Source organism: Xanthobacter sp. YC-JY1 (genome assembly GCF_021730305.1).
Taxonomy (GTDB): Bacteria; Pseudomonadota; Alphaproteobacteria; order Rhizobiales; family Xanthobacteraceae; genus Xanthobacter; species Xanthobacter flavus.
Genome location: NZ_CP032674.1, coordinates 810,133 through 830,700, shown reverse-complemented (window position 1 = coordinate 830,700; position 20,568 = coordinate 810,133). Strand labels below are relative to the sequence as shown.

Genomic DNA, 20,568 nt, shown 5'->3' with positions numbered 1-20,568 from the left:
GGGAACGAGTCGGATCGCGCCCGGGAGCAACGCCATGCGCCTCATCGTCATCGGCGCCACCGGCCTCATCGGATCCGCCGTGGTGGCGCGCCTCGCATCGGCTGGGCACGAGGTGGTCGGCCTTGCCCGGCGCATCGACACCGCCGCCCGCCTCCTGCCGCAGGCGCGGTTCGTGGCGCTCGACATCGGCTCCGCGACGCCGGAGCAACTGGCCCGTGAACTGGAGCATGCGGACGCGGTGGTGAACGCCGCCGGCCTGCTTCAGGACGGGCCGGGTGAAAGCGTCGCCGGCGTCCATGTGACGGGGATGGAGACGCTGATCGCGGCCTGCCGGCTGGCCGGCGTGCGCCGGTTGGTCCACATCTCCGCCATCGGCGTCGATACGGGCGCGCCGTCCGACTTCTCCCGCACCAAACAGGAGGGTGATGCCCTGCTGGCGGCGAGCGGGCTCGATCATGTCATCCTGCGCCCGTCCGTGGTGGTGGGGCGCAGAGCCTATGGCGGCAGCGCCATGTTCCGCGGGCTCGCCGCCTTGCCCGTTTTCCCGCTGTTTCCGGACACCGCCGACCTGCAGATCGTGCAGCTCGACGATGTGGCGGAGACGGTGGCCTTCTTCGTCAGCCCCGACGCGCCGGCCGGCGTGGAGCTTGACCTCGCCGGGCCGGAGCGGCTGCCCCTGGAAGAGGTCATCGCCGCCTATCGCCGGTGGCTGGGCTTTGCTCCTGCGCGGACCGTCGGCGTCCCCGGCTGGATCGCCCGCCTGATGTATCGGCTCGGAGACGGCATCGGCCGCCTCGGCTGGCGTCCGCCTCTGCGTAGCACCATCGCGCGGGAGATCGCACGCGGCGCCACCGGCGATCCCGGCCCCTGGACGCGGATGACCGGCATCCGGCCGCAATCCCTGGCCGACGCCCTCGCCGCCGAGCCCGCGGGCGTGCAGGAACACTGGTTCGCCGCCCTCTACACCCTGAAGCCGGCGATCTTCGTCGTGTTCGCCCTGTTCTGGATCGCGACCGGGCTTCTGTCGCTCGGCCCCGCCTATGAGGCCGGCGTCCTGCTGCTGCAGGCGGCCGGTGCCGGGCCGCTCGCCGGGCCGCTGGCGGTTGGCGGCGCGCTGGCGGATCTCGCCATCGGCCTCGGCATCGCCGTTCGCCGCACGACGCGGGCGGCGCTGTGGGCGGCACTCGCCGTCTCGCTTCTCTATGTGGTCGCCGGAACGGCGCTCCTCTCGTCCCTGTGGATCGACCCGCTCGGCCCGCTGGTGAAGATCGCTCCGGTGATGATGCTGAACCTCGTCGCCCTCGCCATCCTGAGGGACCGGTGATGGCCTATTTCATCCTGAAATTCCTGCATGTCATCGGCGCAGCGGTGCTGCTCGGCACGGGCGCCGGCATCGCCTTCTTCATGATGATGGCCCATGTCACCGGCAGCGCCGTGAAGGTGGCGGCGGTGGCGCGCATCGTGATCCTCGCGGATTTCCTCTTCACCGCCACCGCCGTGGTGCTGCAACCCGTCACGGGCGCGCTGCTGGCGCATTCGGCTGGCTATCCGCTCACCGAAGGCTGGATCGTGCTCTCCATTGCCCTCTATCTCGTCACCGGCGCCTTCTGGCTGCCGGTGGTGTGGATGCAGATGCGCATGCGCCAGCTGGCAGAGACCGCCGCCGCGGCCGGTACCGCCCTTCCCGCCGCGTATCATCGCCTGTTCTGGACCTGGTTCGCCTTCGGCTTTCCCGCCTTCACGGCGGTGCTCGGCATCTTCTGGCTGATGATCGTACGCCCCGATCTGCCGGCCTTCAGCCTCGGCTGACTCCCTCAGAAGTCGCCCGCCTCCTCGGGGGCGAGCACCACCAGCATGCCGTCCAGCGCGGTCTCCAGCTTCAGCTGGCAGGCGAGGCGGGAGGCGAGGGTGCGGTTGTGGCTGGTGGCGAGCATGCGGCTCTCGCCGGGGCTGACCGGGGGTGCCGTGCCGCCCTCCGGCAGGGTGACGAAGACATGGCAGGTGGCGCAGGCGCAGCCGCCGCCGCACTGGGCGGTGAGTTCCTCGATGCCGGCCTTGCGGATGGCCTTCAGCAGCGTCGCGCCATCGCGCCCCGTCACCTCGTGACGGGCGCCGCTGCGGGTTTCCACGGTGAAGCGCGCCAAGATTCAGCCCCCCGCTCAGGTGCCCGCCCGCCGGCTCACGGCAGGATGATGGACGCAAGGTCCGCCACGGCCGGGTGCCTCCCGCTGTCGCCACCCGCCCGCGCGATCCGCAGCGTGGCGAGGCCGGCGGAGGCGGCGGCGTCCAGTTCGTCCACATTCTCCGAGAGCACGAGAATCTGCGCCGGGGCGAGGCCGATCTCCTGGGCGATGGCCTTGTAGGCCTCCTCCTCCACCTTCTGGCCCATGCGGGTGTCGAAGAAGCCGTCCAGAAGGCTCTCCGCGTCCGAGCCGGCGGAGGAGAGCCAGAGCTTCTGCGCCAGTTCCGAGGAGGAGGAGAAAGTGAACAGCCGGAGCCCCTGCGCCTTCCAGGCGGCAAGGCTCGGCCCGGCATCGCCATGGACCTCCGCGCGGAAGGCGCCGGCCGCATAGCCCTCCTGCCAGATGCGGCCCTGGATGATCTTGAGCGGTGTCGGCTTGCGGCCCTGCTTCATCCAGCGCAGCAGCAGCGCCCCTGCCTCGGCGGGCTTGAGGGAGAAGCCGCCCATGAGCCGTCCGGCCTCGTCCAGCGCCTCCTCGATCTCCTCGTCCTCCTCGGCATGGGCGGTGATGAAGGCGCCGAGCCGCGCGCTGGCATAGGGCGTCAGCGTCTCATCGAGAAAGGAGAGGGGGCCGAGCACGCCCTCGATGTCGATCAGCACCGCCTCTATGGCCATGAAACCGCCTCTGCCTCTGCGGGCCGCCATGTCGGGAAGGCGCCAGAACAGGCTCTCCCCGGCCCGCGATCCGGGTCCCCTGACAGGGCAAGCACCCGCCGTGCCAGTCCCATCGGGCCGGCACCGCACCCAGCCTGCTGCACGGCCGAGAATGGCGCAGATTGGCGCTTGACTCATTTTCTATAATTTCCATAAAATTACTAGATTGATTCAACTCCTAGCTGTCCGCGCGCGGCCCTGCGTTCGCATCCGCGCTGTGCCCGTTCTTCCCGATACCAGCCGCAGGCGAGACCAACCGATGACAGATCAGCTGATCGAGACGCCCGCAATCGCCGGCGCTCCGCGCCGTCGCACCCGCGATCACGCGGAGCGGGTGCCGCTCTGGCACACGGGGCTGGCGGCCGGCAGCGTCTGGCTCGCCGCCGCCGCTTATGCCGGCCTCGTGCCCGATGCGGACGACTTCGCCTATACGCGGGAATTCGCTTTCGGCCTTGCCGGCATCGGCGGGCTCATCCTCCTCGCAGCGCTCGCGGGACCCGTGGCGGGGCTGCGGCTGAAGGCGCTGCGGCACTGGGGGCCGTGGCTTCTCATCCTGCCGCTCGGCCTCATCGCCTGGGAAGCGGTGACGGCGAAGCTGGAACTGCTGCCGCGCCCCTTCTTCGTGCCGCCGCAGGCGCTGCTGGAAGTCTATCTCGACGACTGGCCGAAACTCGGCCTCAGCGTCGTCGCCTCCCTGAAACTCCTGGCCTGGGGCTATGCCATCGGCGCCGCCGTGGGCATCACGCTCGGCGTCTCCATCGGCTGGTGGCGCATCGCCGGCTACTGGGCGCATCCGGTGCTGCGCTTCATCGGCCCGCTGCCGGCCACCGCCTGGCTGCCGGTGGCCTTCTTCCTGTTTCCCTCCTCCTGGAGCGCCAGCGTGTTCCTGCTCGCGCTCGCCACCGGCTTTCCCGTCACCATCCTCACCTGGTCGGGCATCTCCTCGGTCAACAAGGACTATTACGACATCGCCCGCACGCTCGGGGCCAGCCAGCGCTTCCTGGTGCTGAAGGTGGCCATTCCCGCCGCATTGCCCCACGTCTTCGTCGGCCTGTTCATGGGCCTCGGCACCTCGTTCGCGGTGCTGGTGGTGGCGGAGATGCTGGGGGTGAAAGCGGGCCTCGGCTGGTACCTGCAATGGGCCCAGGGCTGGGCCGCCTACGCCAACATGTATGCGGCGCTGCTGGTGATGGCGCTGATGTGCTCCAGCCTCGTCACCCTGCTATTCCGGCTGCGCGACCGGACCCTCGCCTGGCAGAAGGAGCTGGTGCGGTGGTGAGCGTGGCCCTCTCTTCCCCCGCCGGCGCGCCCGCGCCCGCCCCGGCTTCCGGCCTGCGTCTCGACGTGAAGCATGTGAGCCATGCCTTCCAGCTGGAGGGGGCGCCCCTCCCGGTGCTGGACGACGTGAGCTTCTCGGCCGAGCCCGGCTCGTTCGTCGCGCTGCTCGGGCCGTCGGGCTGCGGCAAGTCCACTTTGCTGCGGCTCCTCGCCGGGCTTGACCAGCCGGTCACCGGCCAGCTCGCGGTGGACGGGACGGCCATCACCGCCCCCGACCCCTCGCGCATCCTCGTGTTCCAGGACCCGACGCTCTATCCGTGGCGGACGGTGGAGGCCAACGTCTCGCTGGGGCTGGAGGCGCGCGGCCTGCTGAAGGCCCAGCGGCGGCGGGTCGGCGATGCGCTTTCCCTCGTTGGCCTGTCGGGCTTCGCCAGCGCCTATCCGCGCCAGCTCTCCGGCGGCATGGCCCAGCGCGTGGCACTGGCGCGCGCGCTGGTGAACGAGCCGCGCCTGCTGCTGCTCGACGAGCCCCTGGGCAAGCTCGACAGCCTGACACGCATCACCATGCAGGGCGAGATCCTGAAGCTGTGGCAGGACGCCCGCTTCACCGCGCTCCTCGTCACCCATGACGTGGAGGAGGCGTTGTTCCTCGCCGAGCGGGTGATCGTCTTCTCCGAGCGGCCGGCCCGCATCAAGGCCGACGTGACGGTGGACGTGCCCTATCCCCGCCATCGCGGCGACCCGCGCCTCGCCGAATTGCGCCACCACCTCCTCGGCCTCCTCGGGCTCGACGCCACCTGGTGAGCCTTTCGCCTGCCCTCGGGCACCCCTCGCATTCATCCAAGTGATTTCAGGAGCCCGCCATGACCCACGACCCCAACACGGACGCCGCAGACGCCCCCCGCTCAGCCTCCCGCCGCAGCCTGCTGCGCTATGGCCTCGCCGCGGGTGCGGCGACCCTCGCCGGCGCCGCCGGCGGGCGGGTGCTCGCCGCCAACCTGATGCGCGCGCCGGCGAGCACGGTGCCGGATTTCCCGCTCTGCCTCACCGCCGCTGAGGGCGCCGCGCCCACCGGCCCGCTGCGGCCGCTCAAGCTCGCCTGGAACGCCAGCGCCATCTGCACCGCCGCCGCGCCGGTGGCGAAGGAGACGGGCATCTTCGCCCGCCACGGCCTCGACGTGGACTTCGTCAATTTCGGCAGCTCCACCGAGCAATTGCTGGAAGCCATCGCCACCGGCAAGGCCGACGCCGGCATCGGCATGGCGCTGCGCTGGCTGAAGCCGCTGGAACAGGGCTTCGACGTGAAGATCACCGCCGGCGTCCACGGCGGCTGCCTGCGGCTGCTGGGTGATGCCAGCGCCGGCGTCACCAAGGTGTCGGACCTGAAGGGCAAGACCATCGCCATCTCCGACCAGGCCTCGCCCGGCAAGAACTTCTTCTCCATCTATCTCGCCGAACGCGGCGTCGATCCGTTCAAGGACGTGGAGTGGCGCCAGTATCCGCTGGAGGCGCTACCGCTCGCCATCGACAAGGGCGAGGCGCAGGCGCTGGCGGATGCCGATCCGCGCACCTGGATCTGGATCAAGGAATCCAAGGGCAAGCTCACCGAGATCGCCACCAACCTCTCGGAGAAGTACGCCGATCGCGCCTGCTGCATCATCGGCGTACGCGGCAGCCTGATCCGCGACGAGCGGCCGGTGGCCACCGCCCTCACCCGCGCCATCCTGGAAGGCGCGCACAAGGTGGGCGCCGACCCGGAACTCGCCGCCCGCACCTTCTCCGGCTATGGCGGCAAGGGCTCCATCGACGATCTCGTGGCCATGCTGAACAGCCAGGACCACCACCATGCGCCGGTGGGCGCCGACCTCAAGACCCAGCTCGCGGCCTATACGGACGAACTGAAGCTGGTGCAGGTCATCAAGCCCGCCACCAATTCCCAGCGCTTCGCCGAGAAGATCTATGCGGACGTGCTGACCGTCTGAGGGCGGCAGCGCATCGGGACCGAGCGGGCGCCGGCCCGCTTTTGGCGGCGGCGGCGGGCCATGTTACCCTCCGGCGCTGCTTCCCCCGATCGATGAGCCGCCCCTTGCCTGCCGGTTGCCGTTGCCTCCTTGCCGGGCTGATCGCCTGGACCTTGGCCCTTACCTTCGCCGCTTCCGCGCCGGCGCGGGCGGCGGATGCCGCCTTTACGCAGTTCATCGCCTCCCTGTGGCCGGAGGCGCAGGCGGCCGGCGTGTCGCGCGCCACCTTCGAGCGGGAGACGGCGGGCCTCGAGCCCGACTACAAGCTGCCCGACCTCGCCTTGCCCGGCCGCCCCTCCACCGGTGCCGGCGGACAAGCCGAGTTCGTGCAGGTGCCGGCGGCCTATGTGAAGGAGGCCACCATCGCCCGCCTCGCCGCCGAGGGGCAGCGGCTGATGCAGAAGTACAAGGCGCCCCTCGACCGCATCGAGGCCATGTTCGGCGTGCCCGCGCCCGTGGTGCTGGCCATCTGGGGCCGCGAGACCGATTTCGGCCGCTACACCTCGCCCCACGACGCGCTCAAGGTGCTGGCGACGCAGGCCTATGCCGGCCGGCGCAAGGACCAGTACCGCACCGAGTTCATCCTCGCCCTGAAGATGCTGAACGACGGCGATGTGAGCCGGAAGGATTTCCGCGCCTCCTGGGCCGGGGCGACGGGCCTCACCCAGTTCCTGCCCTCGGACTATGTGAAGCACGGCGTCGATCTCGACGGCACCGGCCATGCCGACATCTGGCATTCGGTGCCGGACGCGCTCGCCTCCGCCGCCAAGCAGCTCGCCGACAAGGGGTGGCAGCCGGGCGTGCGCTGGGCCTATGAGGTGCTGGCGCCGGTGAATGCCGACTGCACCATGGGCGTGCCGGAGTTCAAGCAGCCCATCGGCGAGTGGATCCGCGCGCGCTACGCCCCCGTCCGCCGCCTCTCCGCCACCGAGGTGGCGCAGCCCGCCTCGCTGCTGCAGCCGGAGGGCACCTACGGCCCGGCCTTTCTCACCACGGCGAACTACTTCGTCATCAAGCAGTACAATTTCTCCGACCTCTACGTGCTGTTCGTCGGCCACCTCTCCGACCGCATGACCGATCCCTCGCCCTTCCGCACGCCGTGGTCAGCCTCCTCCCAGCTCAAGACCAAATCGGTGGAGGCCATGCAGAAGCATCTGGCGCGGCTGGGGCTCTATTCCGACAAGATCGACGGCAAGGCCGGGATGCAGACGCGCGCGGCGCTCGGCGCCTACCAGAAATCCGCCGGGCTCAAGGTGGATTGCTGGCCGAGCGAAGCCGTGCTTAACGCCATGAATGCCGGACGCTGAACGGAAGACACCATGAGCGAGACCCGCGACACGCCCCCGCCACCCCCTATCACCCCGAGGAGATGAAGGCGACGTGGGACCTGAAGGTCGGCAAGAGCATCAGCCTTCAGGGAACCGCCCGCTGGCCCCCTGCGGGCGTGGTCACGGCCGGCATCGCCACCTCCGCCATCCTGCTCGCTTTCGCCGCGGTGATGCGCGCGCGGCGCTGACGCCTCAGGGGATTGCGCGGTCCTCGTCGGGCCGGTGGAAGGCGAGGACGAGAACGACGGACGAGAGCGCCAGCACCGCCATCAGGGCGAAGCCATCGGCGAACGAGCCGCGCAGCGACAGCACGAAGCCGGTGATGACGGGCGCCACGAAGCCGGCCAACGCGAAGCAGAAGTCCATGATGCCCAGCGCGGTGGCCGCCTTCTCCGGCACGATGTCCACATTCACCGCGAAATAGGCCGCGTTCGCCCCCATGGAGGCGGCGACCGCCAGCGAGATGCAGGCGATGGCCACCGGCAGGCTGGCGCTGAACGCCACCGGCACCACCGCGAGGGCCGCCACCAGCTGCGTGCCCGCGATGAGATAGGAGCGCGACACGCGCAGCCGGCCGGTGGTCCTCAGGAGGCGATCCGACCAGCGCCCCAGTGCCCACAGCGCCACGGCGGCACAGAGCCAGGGCAGCACGGTGAAGGCGCCCACGGCGGCAAGGTTCAGCCCGTAGGACTGCTGGAGATAGCTCGGCAGCCAGGCCATGAAGAAGAACAGGAAATAGCCGAAGACGAAGAAGGCCCAGTAGTTCACCAGCAGCGTGCGGTTGGTGAGCAGCACGCGCACCTCGCTCATGCGCGGCCAGCGGCGGACGGGCGCGGTCTCGGCCTTCTGGCCTTCGCGGATGAAGGCGAGTTCCTGCGCATTCACATGGCGCGACTGGGCGGGATCGTCGCGGAAGAGAAAGTACCAGAGCGGCACCCAGACCAGCGAGAGCGCGAACAGCACGGCGAACGTGCCGCGCCAGCCCAGCGCCGCCAGAAGCTGCGTTACGATCGGCCCGCCGCAGGCGAGGGCCACCGGCACCGCCACCAGCGCATAGGAGAGCGCGCTCGCCTGCCGGGCCGGCGGCAGCCAGCGCTCCACCGCGCCGGTGACGGCGGAGAAGTTCGGCCCCTCCGCCATGCCCAGCAGCGTGCGCGCGAGATAGAGGGTGAGGAAGCCGGAGGCGAGGCCGGTGAGGCCGATGGACAGGCTCCAGAGCACCGCCGCGATGCTCAGCACGATGCGCGCGCCATAGCGATCCACCGCGAAGCCGCCGATGAGCGTCGTCACCGCATAGCCGAGGCCGAATGCGCCGAGGATGGTGCCGGCCGCCGCCTTGGAGAGCCCGAGCTGCTGCTCGATGGCCGGGATGGCATAGGAGATGGCGGCGCGGTCGATGTAATTCACCACCGTGATGGCGAACAGCAGGAAGATCACCACCCTGTGGAACCGCGTCGCCGCCATGGATCGCCCCCTGCCCGGGCGCTGTGAGTCACCGGCCGGGAGCACCATGGCCAAGACGGGCAGTCTTAATCAAGAGCCACGGCGGGTCTGGTGCGTTGGGGAGCCCCTCACTCCGGCCCGTCGATGAGCGGATCGGGCCGCGCGAAGGCCGCAAGCGTCGCGCGATCGGCGAGGGTGATGACGGCGCCCCGGCTGGTGACGCCATGGGTCTTCAGCACGGCGAAGGCGCGGGAGAGGTTCTCCGGCGTCATGCCCAGCAGCGAGGAGAGCACGCGCTTCTCGAACGGCAAGGTGATGCGGTCCGCGCGCTCCGCCTCGGCGCGCTGAAGCAGCCAGTTGGCGAGGCGCTCCGCCCCCGTGCGCAGCTTCTGGCCCTTCACCTCTTTCACCGCCCGGCGATAGCCGCGGGCCAGCTCGGTGACCACGGCGCGGGTGAAGGCCTCGTCCGTGCCCAGCGCATCGCGCACCTTCTCCGCCGGGATCATCAGCACCTGTGATTTCTGCAGGGTGCGGGCGGACTGGAGATAGATGCGCGCGTTGAGCACGGCGGCCAGGATGAAGGTGCCCACCGGCTCGACGATGCTCATGGTGGTCTCGCGCTCGCCGGAAGTGGCGAACAGCTCCACCTGTCCTTCCACCACCACGTGCAGGAAATCCGCCTCGTCATTCTCGTTGATGAGCGTCACCCCCGGCGGGAATCGCTGGAGAAAGGCCGTGCGCACCAGTTCCGCGAAGGTCTCCTCGCGGGCATCGGCGAACAGCGGCAGGCTTCTGATGACGGCGGCGTCGTCGGGCCTCATGCACACCTCTTTTCGTCACCCCTACCATGCCATCAGGCCGGCGGATTGACAAATGTCAATTGCCACGTCAAAGCTTGTAAATCACAGAACAGAAGAAAGACATTTATCTTCGACTCATCGAATAAGTACCTCCTGATTTCTGATGACCGAAGTCTATTACTGATACAGATCAAAGAAGCCACGGCGCCCCCGCCGCAGGTTTGCGACGCGCGGCCCGGCCGCGACTTTGCAACTGGCGGGTTGAAGCCATGCACACCCCTTTCGAGGCGAGCCAAAGCGACCAGCGGCGCGCCCTTTCCATGAGCACCCTCGCCTTCACCGTGTGCTTCGCGGTGTGGACGATCTTCTCCATCATCGGCATCCGCATCAGGCAGGATCTCGGCCTCTCGGACACCGAGTTCGGCCTGCTCATCGGCACGCCCATCCTCACCGGCTCGCTCATCCGCGTGGCGCTGGGCGTGTGGGCGGATGTGTATGGCGGGCGCGTCGTCTTCGCCCTCACCATGCTGGCGGCGGCGGTGGCCACCTTCCTCCTCACCTATGCCGCGACCTACCCGCAATTCCTGCTGGCGGCGCTGGGGGTCGGCATCGCCGGCGGCTCCTTCTCGGTGGGCGTCGCCTATGTCTCGCGCTGGTATCCGGCGGGCAAGCAGGGCACCGCGCTCGGTATCTTCGGCGCCGGCAATGTAGGCGCGGCCGTCACCAAATTCCTCGCCCCCTTCGTGCTGGTCGCCTTCGGCTGGCAGATGGTGGCGCAGGTGTGGGCCGCTGCCCTCGTGGTGATGGCCGTCCTCTTCTTCGTCACCACCAAGGACGATCCGGTGCTGGTGGAGCGCCGCCGCCTCGGCATCAAGCCGAAGAGCGCGTGGCTGGAGCTGGAGCCGCTGAAGAACGTCCAGGTGTGGCGCTTCTCGCTCTATTATTTCTTCGTCTTCGGCGCCTTCGTCGCGCTGGCTTTGTGGCTTCCGCAGTATCTGGTGAAGGTCTACGGCCTCGACATCAAGCATGCGGGCATGATTGCCGCCGCCTTCTCCGTGCCGGCGAGCCTGTTCCGCGCCTATGGCGGGCATCTCTCCGACGTCTACGGCGCGCGGCGGGTGATGTACTGGACCTTCCTGGTCTCGGTGGCCGCCACCTTCGTGCTGTCCTATCCGCCCACGGACTATGTGGTGCGCGGCATCAACGGGCCCATCACCTTCCACATGGAAATGGGCGTCGCCGGCTTCACCGTCACGGTATTCGTGCTCGGCTTCTTCATGGCGCTGGGCAAAGCGGCGGTCTACAAGCACATCCCGGTCTATTACCCCAACAATGTGGGCGCCGTGGGCGGCCTCGTGGGGATGATCGGCGGCCTCGGCGGCTTCGTGCTGCCGCTGGCCTTCGGCGTGCTCAACGACCTCACCGGCCTGTGGACCAGCTGCTTCATGCTGCTGTTCGTCATCGCGGTCGGTGCCCTCGCCTGGATGCACCTCGCCATCCGCCACATGGAAAAGGAGGCCTCCGCCCCCGCTCTGGCGAGCCTACCCGAACTTCCGGAGATGCAGGGCATGCCCGCCCCCGGAACCCCCGCGCCTGCCCTGCCCGCCCGCAAGGCCGGCGCGGTGCTGACCGACTGGCGGCCCGAGGACAAGGCCTTCTGGGCCTCCACCGGCCGCGCCATCGCCCGGCGCAATTTGTGGCTCTCCATCCCGGCGCTGCTCTTGTCCTTCGCCATCTGGCAGGTGTGGTCGGTGGTGGTGGCGAAGCTGCCGCTGGTGGGCTTCAAATTCACCACCGACCAGCTGTTCTGGCTCGCCGCCTTGCCCGGGCTGACCGGCGCGACGCTGCGCATCTTCTATTCCTTCATGGTGCCGATCTTCGGCGGACGGCTCTGGACGACGCTCACCACCTGGTCGCTCATCATCCCCGCGCTCGGCATCGGCTATGCGGTGCAGAACCCGGACACGCCCTATGTGGTGCTGCTCATCCTCGCGCTGCTGTGCGGCTTCGGCGGCGGCAACTTCGCCTCCTCCATGGCCAACATCTCCTTCTTCTTCCCCAAGGCGGAGAAGGGCAACGCGCTGGCGCTGAATGCCGGCCTCGGCAATCTCGGGGTCAGCGTGGTGCAGTTCGTGGTGCCCCTCGTCATCACCATGGGCCTGTTCGGCAAGTTCGGCGGCGATCCGGCGCTGGTGAAGGCGGCGGCGGGGCCGGCGCCCATGTGGCTGCAGAATGCCGGCTTCGTCTTCGTGCCCTTCATCGTGCTCTCGGCCTTCGGCGCGTGGTTCGGCATGAACGACATCGCCGACGCCCGCGCCTCCTTCCGCGAGCAGTCGGTGATCTTCCAGCGCAAGCACAACTGGATCATGTGCTGGCTCTATACGGGCACGTTCGGCTCCTTCATCGGCTATTCGGCGGGCTTCCCGCTGCTCACCAACATCCTCTTCCCGGAGGTGAACGCGCTCTCCTACGCCTTCCTCGGCCCGCTGGTCGGCGCGCTCGCCCGCTCCGGCACGGGATGGCTGGCGGATCGCTACGGCGGCGGACGGGTGACGCTCTTCGTCTTCGTGCTGATGATGGCGGGTGTGTCGGGCGTGTTGTGGGCCATCGGCATGCGCGCCGAGCCCTGGGCCTTCTCGGCCTTCTTCGCGGCCTTCCTGCTGCTGTTCTTCGCCACCGGCGTCGGCAACGCCTCCACCTTCCAGATGATCCCCGCGATCATGGCCAAGGAGATGGAGCGCCTGATGCCCGACGCCGACGCGGAAGCGCGTCGCAAGCAGGCGGAGAAGGAGGCGGCGGCCATCACCGGCTTCACCTCGGCCATCGCCGCCTTCGGGGCCTTCTTCATCCCCAAGGGCTACGGCACCTCCATCGCGCTCACGGGTGGGCCGGAGGCGGCGCTCTGGGCCTTCCTCGGCTTCTATGTGAGCTGCCTGGTCATCACGTGGGCCGTCTACACCCGCAAGGGCGGCCTTCTCCACGACATCGAGCGCGGGATCGCCCCGCGCGCCACCCACCGTCCGGCTGCAGCCGAGTAAGACCACCGGTCCGCGAGCCTGGCTCGCGGACCGGTGGTGAAGCCCGCGCGGCGCTTGAGCGAACCCACTTGGCATCGGTCATCGACCGATGCCGACGGTAAAACCGAAGGCATCCCCATGTCCCATTTTCTCGACCGGCTCACCTTCTTCCGTCGCGAGACCGAGCCCTTCTCCAACGGCCACGGCATCGTCACCCACGAGGATCGCTCGTGGGAGGACGGCTACCGGAAGCGCTGGCAGCACGACAAGATCGTGCGCTCCACCCACGGCGTGAACTGCACCGGCTCCTGCTCGTGGAAGATCTATGTGAAGGGCGGCATCGTCACCTGGGAAACCCAGCAGACGGACTATCCCCGCACGCGGCCGGACCTGCCGAACCATGAGCCCCGCGGCTGCGCCCGCGGCGCCTCCTACAGCTGGTATCTCTATTCCGGCGCGCGGGTGAAGCACCCCATGGTGCGCGGGCGCCTCCTGAAGCTGTGGCGCGAGGCGCGGGCGAAGCTGCCGCCGGTCGCCGCCTGGGCCTCCATCGTCGAGAACGCGGACAAGCGCGCCTCCTACACCTCCATCCGCGGCCATGGCGGGCTGGTGCGCGCCACCTGGGACGAGGTGAACGAGATCATCGCCGCCGCCAATGCCCACACCATCCGCAAGCACGGCCCGGACCGGGTGGCGGGCTTCTCGCCCATCCCGGCCATGTCCATGGTCTCTTATGCGGCGGGCGCGCGCTATCTCTCGCTGCTGGGCGGCGTGTGCCTCTCCTTCTACGACTGGTATTGCGACCTGCCGCCGGCCTCGCCGCAGACCTGGGGCGAGCAGACCGACGTGCCGGAGAGCGCCGACTGGTACAATGCCGGCTTCATCATCGTGTGGGGCTCCAACGTGCCGCAGACGCGCACGCCGGATGCCCATTTCTACACCGAGGTGCGCTACAAGGGCACCAAGAGCGCAGTGGTGACGCCGGATTATGCCGAGGCCACCAAGTTCGCCGACATCTGGCTGAATCCCAAGCAGGGCACCGACGCGGCGCTGGCGCTGGCCATGGGCCATGTGATCCTGCGCGAATATCACCTCGACCGGCAGGTGCCCTACTTCGACGATTACTTGCGTCGTTACTCGGACATGCCCTTCCTCGTGCGCCTCGTGGAGCAGGAGGGGCGGCTCGTGGCGGAGCGGATGCTGCGCGCCTCCGACCTGCCCGGCGGCCTCGGCGAGGCCAACAATCCCGAGTGGAAGACTGTCGCGTTCGATGAGGCGAGCGGCGATCTCGTCGCCCCCGTCGGCTCCATCGGCCACCGCTGGGGCGAGCAGGCGAAATGGAACCTGGAGGAGAAGGACGGTACCGGCCGCGCTTTGCGCCTACGCCTCTCGCTGGAAGACCATGCGGACGAGATCGCGGCCGTGGACTTCCCCTATTTCGGCGGCCGCGCCACCGAGCATTTCGTTTCCACCGACCATGGCGAGGTGCTGACGCGCAACCTGCCCGTCCGCCTCATCCAGGGTGCGGACGGCAGCGTGATGAAGGTCGCCACCGTCTACGATCTCATGATGGCCAATTACGGCCTCGACCGCGGCTTCGGCAGCGGCAACGTCGCCGTCTCCTATGACGAGGACGTGCCCTTCACCCCCGCCTGGGCGGAGCGCATCACCGGCGTGAAGCGGGATGCCATCATCACCGTGGCGCGCGAGTTCGCCACCAATGCAGAGAAGACCAACGGGCGTTCGATGATCATCATCGGCGCGGCCATGAACCACTGGTATCACATGGACATGAACTACCGGGGGGTCATCAACCTCCTGGTGTTCTGCGGCGCCATCGGCCAGTCGGGCGGCGGCTGGTCGCATTATGTGGGGCAGGAAAAGCTCCGGCCGCAGACCGGCTGGCAGCCGCTGGCCTTCGGGCTCGACTGGTCGCGCCCGCCCCGGCACCAAAACGCCACCTCCTTCTGGTATGCGCACACGGACCAGTGGCGCTACGAGACGCTGACCGCCGGCGAAATCCTCTCCCCCACCGCGCCCAAGGGGGAATGGGACAAGAGCTTCATCGACTACAATGTCCGCGCCGAGCGCATGGGCTGGCTGCCCTCCGCCCCGCAGCTGAGGCAGAACCCGCTATCCATCTCCGCCAAGGCCAACGCCGCCGGCAAGGAGGTGAAGGACTATGTGGCTGAGGGGCTGAAGAGCGGCGAGCTGGAACTCTCCTGCCACGACCCGGACCACCCGGACAACTGGCCGCGCAACCTCTTCGTCTGGCGCTCCAACCTGCTGGGGTCTTCGGGCAAGGGGCACGAATACTTCCTCAAGCACCTGCTCGGCACCCAGCACGGCGTGATGGGCAAGGACCTCGGCAGCGAGGGCGCGGTGCGCAACACGGAAGTCGCGTGGCATGAGGAAGCGCCCACCGGCAAGCTCGATCTCCTGGTGACGCTGGACTTCCGCATGTCCACCACCTGCGTCTACTCGGACATCGTGCTGCCCACCGCCACCTGGTACGAGAAGAACGATCTCAATACCTCGGACATGCACCCCTTCATCCATCCGCTCTCGGCGGCGGTGGACCCGGCATGGGAGGCCCGCTCCGACTGGGACATCTACAAGGGCCTCGCCCGCACCTTCTCCGCCGTCGCACCCGAAGTGCTGGGCGTGGAGGAGGACACTGTGCTCACCCCCATCCTCCACGACACGCCCGCCGAGATCGCGCAGGCGCTGGATGTGAAGGACTGGCGCAACGGCGAGGTGGAGCCCATTCCCGGCAAGACCATGCCCACCGTCACCGTGGTGGAGCGCGACTATCCAGCGACCTACGCCCGCTTCACCGCGCTCGGCCCGCTGATGGAGAAGATCGGCAACGGCGGCAAGGGCATCAGCTGGAAGACCGGGCATGAGGTGGAGGCGCTCAAGGCCCTCAACGGCACCCACCGCGACGGCCCGGCCGAGGGCCTCGCCAAGATCGAGACCGACATCGACGCCGCCGAGGTCATCCTCATGCTGGCGCCGGAGACCAATGGCGAGGTGGCGGTGAAGGCGTGGGAAGCACTTTCCAAGAACACCGGTCGCGAGCACGCTCATCTCGCATTGCCCAAGGAAGACGAGAAAATCCGCTTCCGCGATGTGCAGGCGCAGCCGCGCAAGATCATCTCCTCGCCCACCTGGTCCGGCATCGAGAGCGAGAAGGTCTGCTACAATGCCGGCTACACCAACGTCCACGAGCTGATCCCCTGGCGCACGCTGACCGGCCGCCAGCAGCTCTATCAGGACCATCTGTGGATGCGGGCCTTCGGCGAGGAGCTCGTCACCTGGAAGCCGCCGGTGGACCTGAAGACCATCACCGGCCATCGCGGCGCGAAGCCCAACGGCAACCAGGAAATCGTGCTCAACTTCCTCACCCCGCACCAGAAGTGGGGCATCCACTCCACCTATACTGACAATCTTCTCATGCTCACCCTCAACCGGGGCGGGCCGGTGATCTGGATCAGCGAGGACGACGCCCGCGCGGCCGGCCTTGCCGACAATGACTGGGTGGAAGTGTTCAACGCCAACGGCGCGCTCACCGCCCGCGCCGTGGTCTCCCAGCGCGTCATGCCGGGCATGGCCATGATGTATCACGCGCAGGAGAAGATCATTAACACCCCCGGCTCGGAAATGACCGGCAAGCGCGGCGGCATCCATAATTCCGTGACGCGCACCGTGCTGAAGCCGACCCACATGATCGGCGGCTACGCCCAGCAATCTTACGGCTTCAACTATTACGGCACGGTCGGCGCCAACCGCGACGAGTTCGTGGTGGTGCGCAAGATGAACAAGGTCGATTGGCTCGAGGACGAGCTTCCGGCCGCTTCCGAAAAGGAGATGGCCCAATGAAGATCCGCGCCCAGATCGCCATGGTGCTGAACCTCGACAAGTGCATCGGGTGTCACACCTGCTCCGTCACCTGCAAGAACGTGTGGACGAGCCGCCAGGGCGTCGAATACGCCTGGTTCAACAATGTGGAGACCAAGCCCGGCGTCGGCTATCCGCGCGAGTGGGAGAACCAGAAGAAGTGGAACGGCGGCTGGCGCCGCAAGGCGAACGGCAAGATCGAGCCGCGCATCGGCGCCAAGTGGCGGGTGCTCGCCAACATCTTCGCCAATCCGGACCTGCCGGAGATCGACGATTACTACGAGCCCTTCACCTTCGATTACGAGCATTTGCACACCGCCAAGGAATCGAAGGCCTTCCCCACCGCCCGCCCGCGCTCCCTCGTTTCCGGCGAGCGGATGGAGAAGATCGAGTGGGGGCCGAACTGGGAGGAGATCCTGGGCGGCGAGTTCGCCAAGCGCCGCAAGGACGTGAACTTTGAAGGCGTGCAGGCCGACATCTACGGCCAGTTCGAAAACACCTTCATGATGTATCTGCCGCGCCTGTGCGAGCACTGCCTGAACCCCACCTGCGCGGCGGCCTGCCCCTCCGGCGCGATCTACAAGCGGGAGGAGGACGGCATCGTCCTCATCGATCAGGACAAGTGCCGGGGCTGGCGCATGTGCGTGTCGGGCTGCCCCTACAAGAAGATCTATTACAACTGGTCTTCGGGAAAGTCGGAGAAGTGCATCTTCTGCTATCCACGCATCGAGGCGGGCCAGCCCACCGTGTGCTCGGAAACCTGCGTCGGGCGCATCCGCTATCTCGGCGTGCTGCTCTACGACGCCGACCGCATCGAGGAAGCGGCGAGCGTGAAGGACGAGAAGAAGCTCTACCAGGCCCAGCTCGACCTCTTCCTCGATCCCAAGGATCCCGCCGTCATCGCCCAGGCCCGCGCCGATGGCGTGCCGGATGCGTGGATCGAGGCAGCGAAGATCTCGCCCATCTGGAAGATGGCCATGGAGTGGAAGGTCGCCTTCCCGCTCCATCCCGAATACCGCACCCTGCCCATGGTCTGGTACGTGCCGCCGCTCTCGCCCATCCAGTCCGCCGCCACCGCCGGCAAGATGGGCATGGATGGCGAGATGCCGGACGTGCGCTCGCTGCGCATCCCGCTGCGCTACCTCGCCAATCTGCTCACCGCCGGCAACGAGGAGCCGGTCGCCCTGGCGCTGGAACGCATGCTCGCCATGCGCGCCTACATGCGGGCGAAGACGGTGGACGGGCGCATCGATGGGGGCATCGCCACCAAGGTCGGCCTCACCGGCGCGGACATCGAGGACATGTACCAGACGATGGCCATCGCCAATTACGAGGACCGCTTCGTCATCCCCACCGCCCACCGCGAGGCGGGGGAAGACCCGTTCGACCTGCGCGGCTCGTGCGGCTTCTCCTTCGGCAATGGCTGCTCGGGCGGGGACAGCGATGTGAACCTGTTCGGCAGCCCTACCCACACGCCCGGCCGCCGGGCCAAGACCCCTATGGAGGTCGAGTGATGGCCGACAATCTCACCCTCAAGGCTCTCTCGCGCCTCCTCCTCTATCCCGAGGCGGCGCTGCAGGATGCGGCGCCCCACCTCGCCGAGGCGCTCACCGAAGACGGCCGGCTCGACGCCGCGACCCGCCTCGGCATCATGCCGCTGCTGCGGTCGCTGGCCGGCGAAGACCTCTACGACCTGCAGGAGGCCTATGTGAGCCTCTTCGACCGCACGCGGCGCCTGTCCCTGCACCTGTTCGAGCATGTGCACGGGGAGAGCCGCGACCGCGGGCAGGCCATGGTGGACCTCGCGGCGCTCTACGCGCAGGGCGGCCTCGCCATCGACGCCAACGAGCTACCGGACTTCCTGCCCTTATTCCTGGAGTTCCTCGCCACCCGGCCGGAGACGGAGGCGCAGGGGCTGCTCGCCGACGTGGACCACATCCTCGCCACGCTGGAAGAGCGCCTCTCCGAGCGCGGCTCGCTCTATGCCGCCGTGCTCACCGCCGTGCGCCACCTTGCCGGCGCCGAAGCGGTGACGATGCCCAACCCGACCTCCGAGGGCGAAGCCGAAGACCGCGCCGCCCCCGACCTCAACGCGCTCGACCTCACCGCCCTGGACAAGGAGTGGGAGGAAACCGCCGTCACCTTCGGCCCCGGCGATGCTGCCTCCTGCGGCGTCGATCGCTTCCGCACCCAATTGCGCGCCGCCCAGCGCGACGCGCGCCATCCCGCGCGCCAACCTGCCGCCTGAAGGAGACGACCATGTCCCAGGCCATCAATTCCGCCCTGTTCGGCTGGTATCCCTACCTCTGCCTCACGGTGTTCCTCGTCGGCAGCCTCATCCGCTTCGATCGCGAGCAATACACCTGGAAGACCGGCTCCTCGCAGCTGCTGCGCAAGCGGCAATTGCGCTGGGGATCGAACCTCTTCCATGTGGGCATCCTCGTCATCTTCATCGGCCATGCCGGCGGCCTCCTCACCCCCATCTGGGTGTTCGATGCGCTGGGCATCTCGCATTCCTTCAAGCAGGGCCTCGCCATCACCGTGGGCGGCATCGCCGGGGTCATGTGCTTCATCGGCATCGCGCTTTTGGCCCACCGCCGGCTGTTCGATCCGCGCATCCGGGCCAACTCCAGCTTCGGCGACACCGCCATCCTGCTGCTGCTGTGGGTGCAGCTCACGCTCGGCCTCTCCACCATCTTCGTCTCGCTCCACCACATGGACGGCCACGAAATGGTGAAGTTCATGAACTGGGCGCAGGGCATCCTCACCCTCCAGCCAGCTGCGGCCGCCTATATCGCGGACGTGAGCCCCATCTTCAAGGCGCACCTCGTGCTGGGCATGACGATCTTCCTCGTCTTCCCCTTCACCCGCCTCGTGCATGTGTGGAGCGCGCCGGTCTGGTATCTCGGCCGGCCCGGCTATCAGGTGGTGCGCTCGCGCCGGCCCGTGCGCAAGCCGGTCGCCGCGCGCCCGCTGCCGGCGACGGCGGCCGTGCGCCCCGCCGCCCGTCCCGTCGGCAATCCGGCGGAGTGAAGGCCATGGTCGAGATCGTCACCCTCACCGCCCCCCGCCCAGCCGGCCGCAGGCCGCAGGAAATCCGCGTGGATGGCGTCGCCATCTCCCGCGCCGACATCGCCCGCGAGGCGCAGAACCATGCGGCCGCCGACCCCGCCGCGGCATGGCAGGCGGCCGCCCATGCCCTCGTGGTGCGCCAGTTGCTCCTCGCCGAGGCCGACCGTCTCGGCATCGCCGCCGTGCCGGAGGAGGACGACGAGGACCGCCGCGAGACCGAGGAAGAGGCGGTCATCCGCGCTCTGCTCGAGGAAGAGGTGAAGGTGCCCACGGCGGACGAGGACACCTGCCGGCGCTATTTCGCACGCAACCCGGCCCTCTTCCGCACCGGCGACCTCTACGAGGTGGCGCACATCCTCATCGCCGCCGACCCCGCCGATGCGGGCGCGCGGCAGGCGGCGCGGGACCAGGCCGAAGCCCTGCTCACCGGCCTTCTCTCCGGCGCCGTGGCATTCGAGGCCGCCGCGCGCGAGGCTTCCGCCTGCCCCTCCCGCGAGGTGGGCGGCAGCCTCGGCCAGATCGGCCGGGGCCAGACGGTGCCGGAGTTCGAGGCGGCGCTGGCGGCCATGGAGCCGGGCGCGCTCCACCCCGTGCCGGTGGAGACGCGCTACGGCTTCCACATCGTCCGCCTCGCCCATCGCGTGGAGGCGCGCGCCTTGCCGTTCGAGATGGTGCGGGAGGCCATTGCCGGCCATCTGGAGCTGTCCTCCTGGCACGCCGCCATGCGCCAGTATGTGAGCCTGCTCATCGGCCGCGCCGACATTCGCGGCATCTCCATGGAAGGGGCCCAATCGCCCCTCGTGCAATAAGGGG

The 20,568-nt window shown here is 68.4% G+C and carries 17 protein-coding genes; 13 read left to right on the top strand and 4 right to left on the bottom strand.

Annotated features, from left to right (window positions below; all coding sequences use genetic code 11):
- Positions 1-34 precede the first annotated feature (34 nt).
- Complete coding sequence (locus tag D7006_RS03965) at positions 35-1,324, top strand: SDR family oxidoreductase (RefSeq protein ID WP_237355634.1); 1,290 nt, start codon at positions 35-37, stop codon at positions 1,322-1,324.
- Positions 1,324-1,809, top strand: coding sequence for a DUF2269 domain-containing protein (locus D7006_RS03960; RefSeq protein WP_237355633.1), 486 nt, complete (start codon positions 1,324-1,326; stop codon positions 1,807-1,809). The genes D7006_RS03965 and D7006_RS03960 overlap by 1 nt, the downstream gene beginning before the upstream one ends.
- Before the next feature lie 5 nt (positions 1,810-1,814).
- Here D7006_RS03960 and D7006_RS03955 read toward each other — a convergent pair whose 3' ends face one another.
- Positions 1,815-2,144: a 2Fe-2S iron-sulfur cluster-binding protein gene (locus D7006_RS03955; protein WP_237355632.1), complete on the bottom strand. Its 330-nt coding sequence runs from the start codon at positions 2,142-2,144 to the stop codon at positions 1,815-1,817.
- Positions 2,145-2,179: 35 nt separating this feature from the next.
- On the bottom strand, positions 2,180-2,857 hold the full coding sequence (gene mtnC / locus D7006_RS03950) for an acireductone synthase (RefSeq protein WP_237355631.1): 678 nt from the start codon (positions 2,855-2,857) through the stop codon (positions 2,180-2,182).
- Between the two features lie 298 nt (positions 2,858-3,155).
- On the opposite strand from mtnC, the gene D7006_RS03945 reads away from it, so the two are divergent.
- From D7006_RS03945 to D7006_RS03925, 5 genes are all read left to right on the top strand, one after another.
- Positions 3,156-4,175 (top strand): ABC transporter permease, encoded by a 1,020-nt coding sequence (locus D7006_RS03945; RefSeq protein ID WP_237355630.1) that lies wholly within the window; start codon positions 3,156-3,158, stop codon positions 4,173-4,175.
- 2 nt (positions 4,176-4,177) lie between these two features.
- On the top strand, positions 4,178-4,978 hold the full coding sequence (locus tag D7006_RS03940; RefSeq protein ID WP_237356847.1) for an ABC transporter ATP-binding protein: 801 nt from the start codon (positions 4,178-4,180) through the stop codon (positions 4,976-4,978).
- 59 nt (positions 4,979-5,037) lie between these two features.
- Complete coding sequence (locus tag D7006_RS03935; RefSeq protein WP_169121543.1) at positions 5,038-6,156, top strand: ABC transporter substrate-binding protein; 1,119 nt, start codon at positions 5,038-5,040, stop codon at positions 6,154-6,156.
- A gap of 92 nt (positions 6,157-6,248) precedes the next feature.
- Positions 6,249-7,502 (top strand): lytic murein transglycosylase, encoded by a 1,254-nt coding sequence (locus D7006_RS03930; RefSeq protein ID WP_371745032.1) that lies wholly within the window; start codon positions 6,249-6,251, stop codon positions 7,500-7,502.
- A 62-nt stretch (positions 7,503-7,564) separates the two neighbouring features.
- Complete coding sequence (locus tag D7006_RS03925) at positions 7,565-7,711, top strand: hypothetical protein (RefSeq protein WP_237355628.1); 147 nt, start codon at positions 7,565-7,567, stop codon at positions 7,709-7,711.
- A gap of 4 nt (positions 7,712-7,715) precedes the next feature.
- Here the strand turns inward: D7006_RS03925 and D7006_RS03920 are convergent, their stop codons facing one another.
- Together D7006_RS03920 and D7006_RS03915 are read right to left on the bottom strand one after the other, a co-directional pair.
- Entirely contained in the window at positions 7,716-8,987 is a 1,272-nt protein-coding gene (locus D7006_RS03920; protein ID WP_237355627.1) for an MFS transporter, read from the bottom strand.
- A 107-nt stretch (positions 8,988-9,094) separates the two neighbouring features.
- A complete protein-coding gene (locus tag D7006_RS03915) occupies positions 9,095-9,787 on the bottom strand; it encodes a helix-turn-helix domain-containing protein (RefSeq protein WP_169121546.1) in 693 nt (230 codons plus the stop codon).
- 248 nt (positions 9,788-10,035) lie between these two features.
- Between D7006_RS03915 and D7006_RS03905 the strand changes: the two genes are divergently transcribed.
- From D7006_RS03905 to D7006_RS03880, 6 genes are all read left to right on the top strand, one after another.
- Entirely contained in the window at positions 10,036-12,804 is a 2,769-nt protein-coding gene (locus D7006_RS03905; RefSeq protein ID WP_305852706.1) for an MFS transporter, read from the top strand.
- Positions 12,805-12,921: 117 nt separating this feature from the next.
- Positions 12,922-16,665: a nitrate reductase subunit alpha gene (locus D7006_RS03900; protein WP_237355626.1), complete on the top strand. Its 3,744-nt coding sequence runs from the start codon at positions 12,922-12,924 to the stop codon at positions 16,663-16,665.
- Positions 16,662-18,197, top strand: coding sequence for a nitrate reductase subunit beta (gene narH / locus D7006_RS03895; RefSeq protein ID WP_237355625.1), 1,536 nt, complete (start codon positions 16,662-16,664; stop codon positions 18,195-18,197). Before D7006_RS03900 ends, narH begins: the two co-directional genes overlap by 4 nt.
- Entirely contained in the window at positions 18,197-18,931 is a 735-nt protein-coding gene (gene narJ, locus D7006_RS03890; RefSeq protein ID WP_237355624.1) for a nitrate reductase molybdenum cofactor assembly chaperone, read from the top strand. The genes narH and narJ overlap by 1 nt, the downstream gene beginning before the upstream one ends.
- Before the next feature lie 11 nt (positions 18,932-18,942).
- Complete coding sequence (gene narI / locus D7006_RS03885) at positions 18,943-19,716, top strand: respiratory nitrate reductase subunit gamma (RefSeq protein WP_237355623.1); 774 nt, start codon at positions 18,943-18,945, stop codon at positions 19,714-19,716.
- A gap of 5 nt (positions 19,717-19,721) precedes the next feature.
- Positions 19,722-20,564, top strand: coding sequence for a peptidylprolyl isomerase (locus D7006_RS03880; protein WP_237355622.1), 843 nt, complete (start codon positions 19,722-19,724; stop codon positions 20,562-20,564).
- The last annotated feature ends 4 nt before the right edge of the window (positions 20,565-20,568 follow it).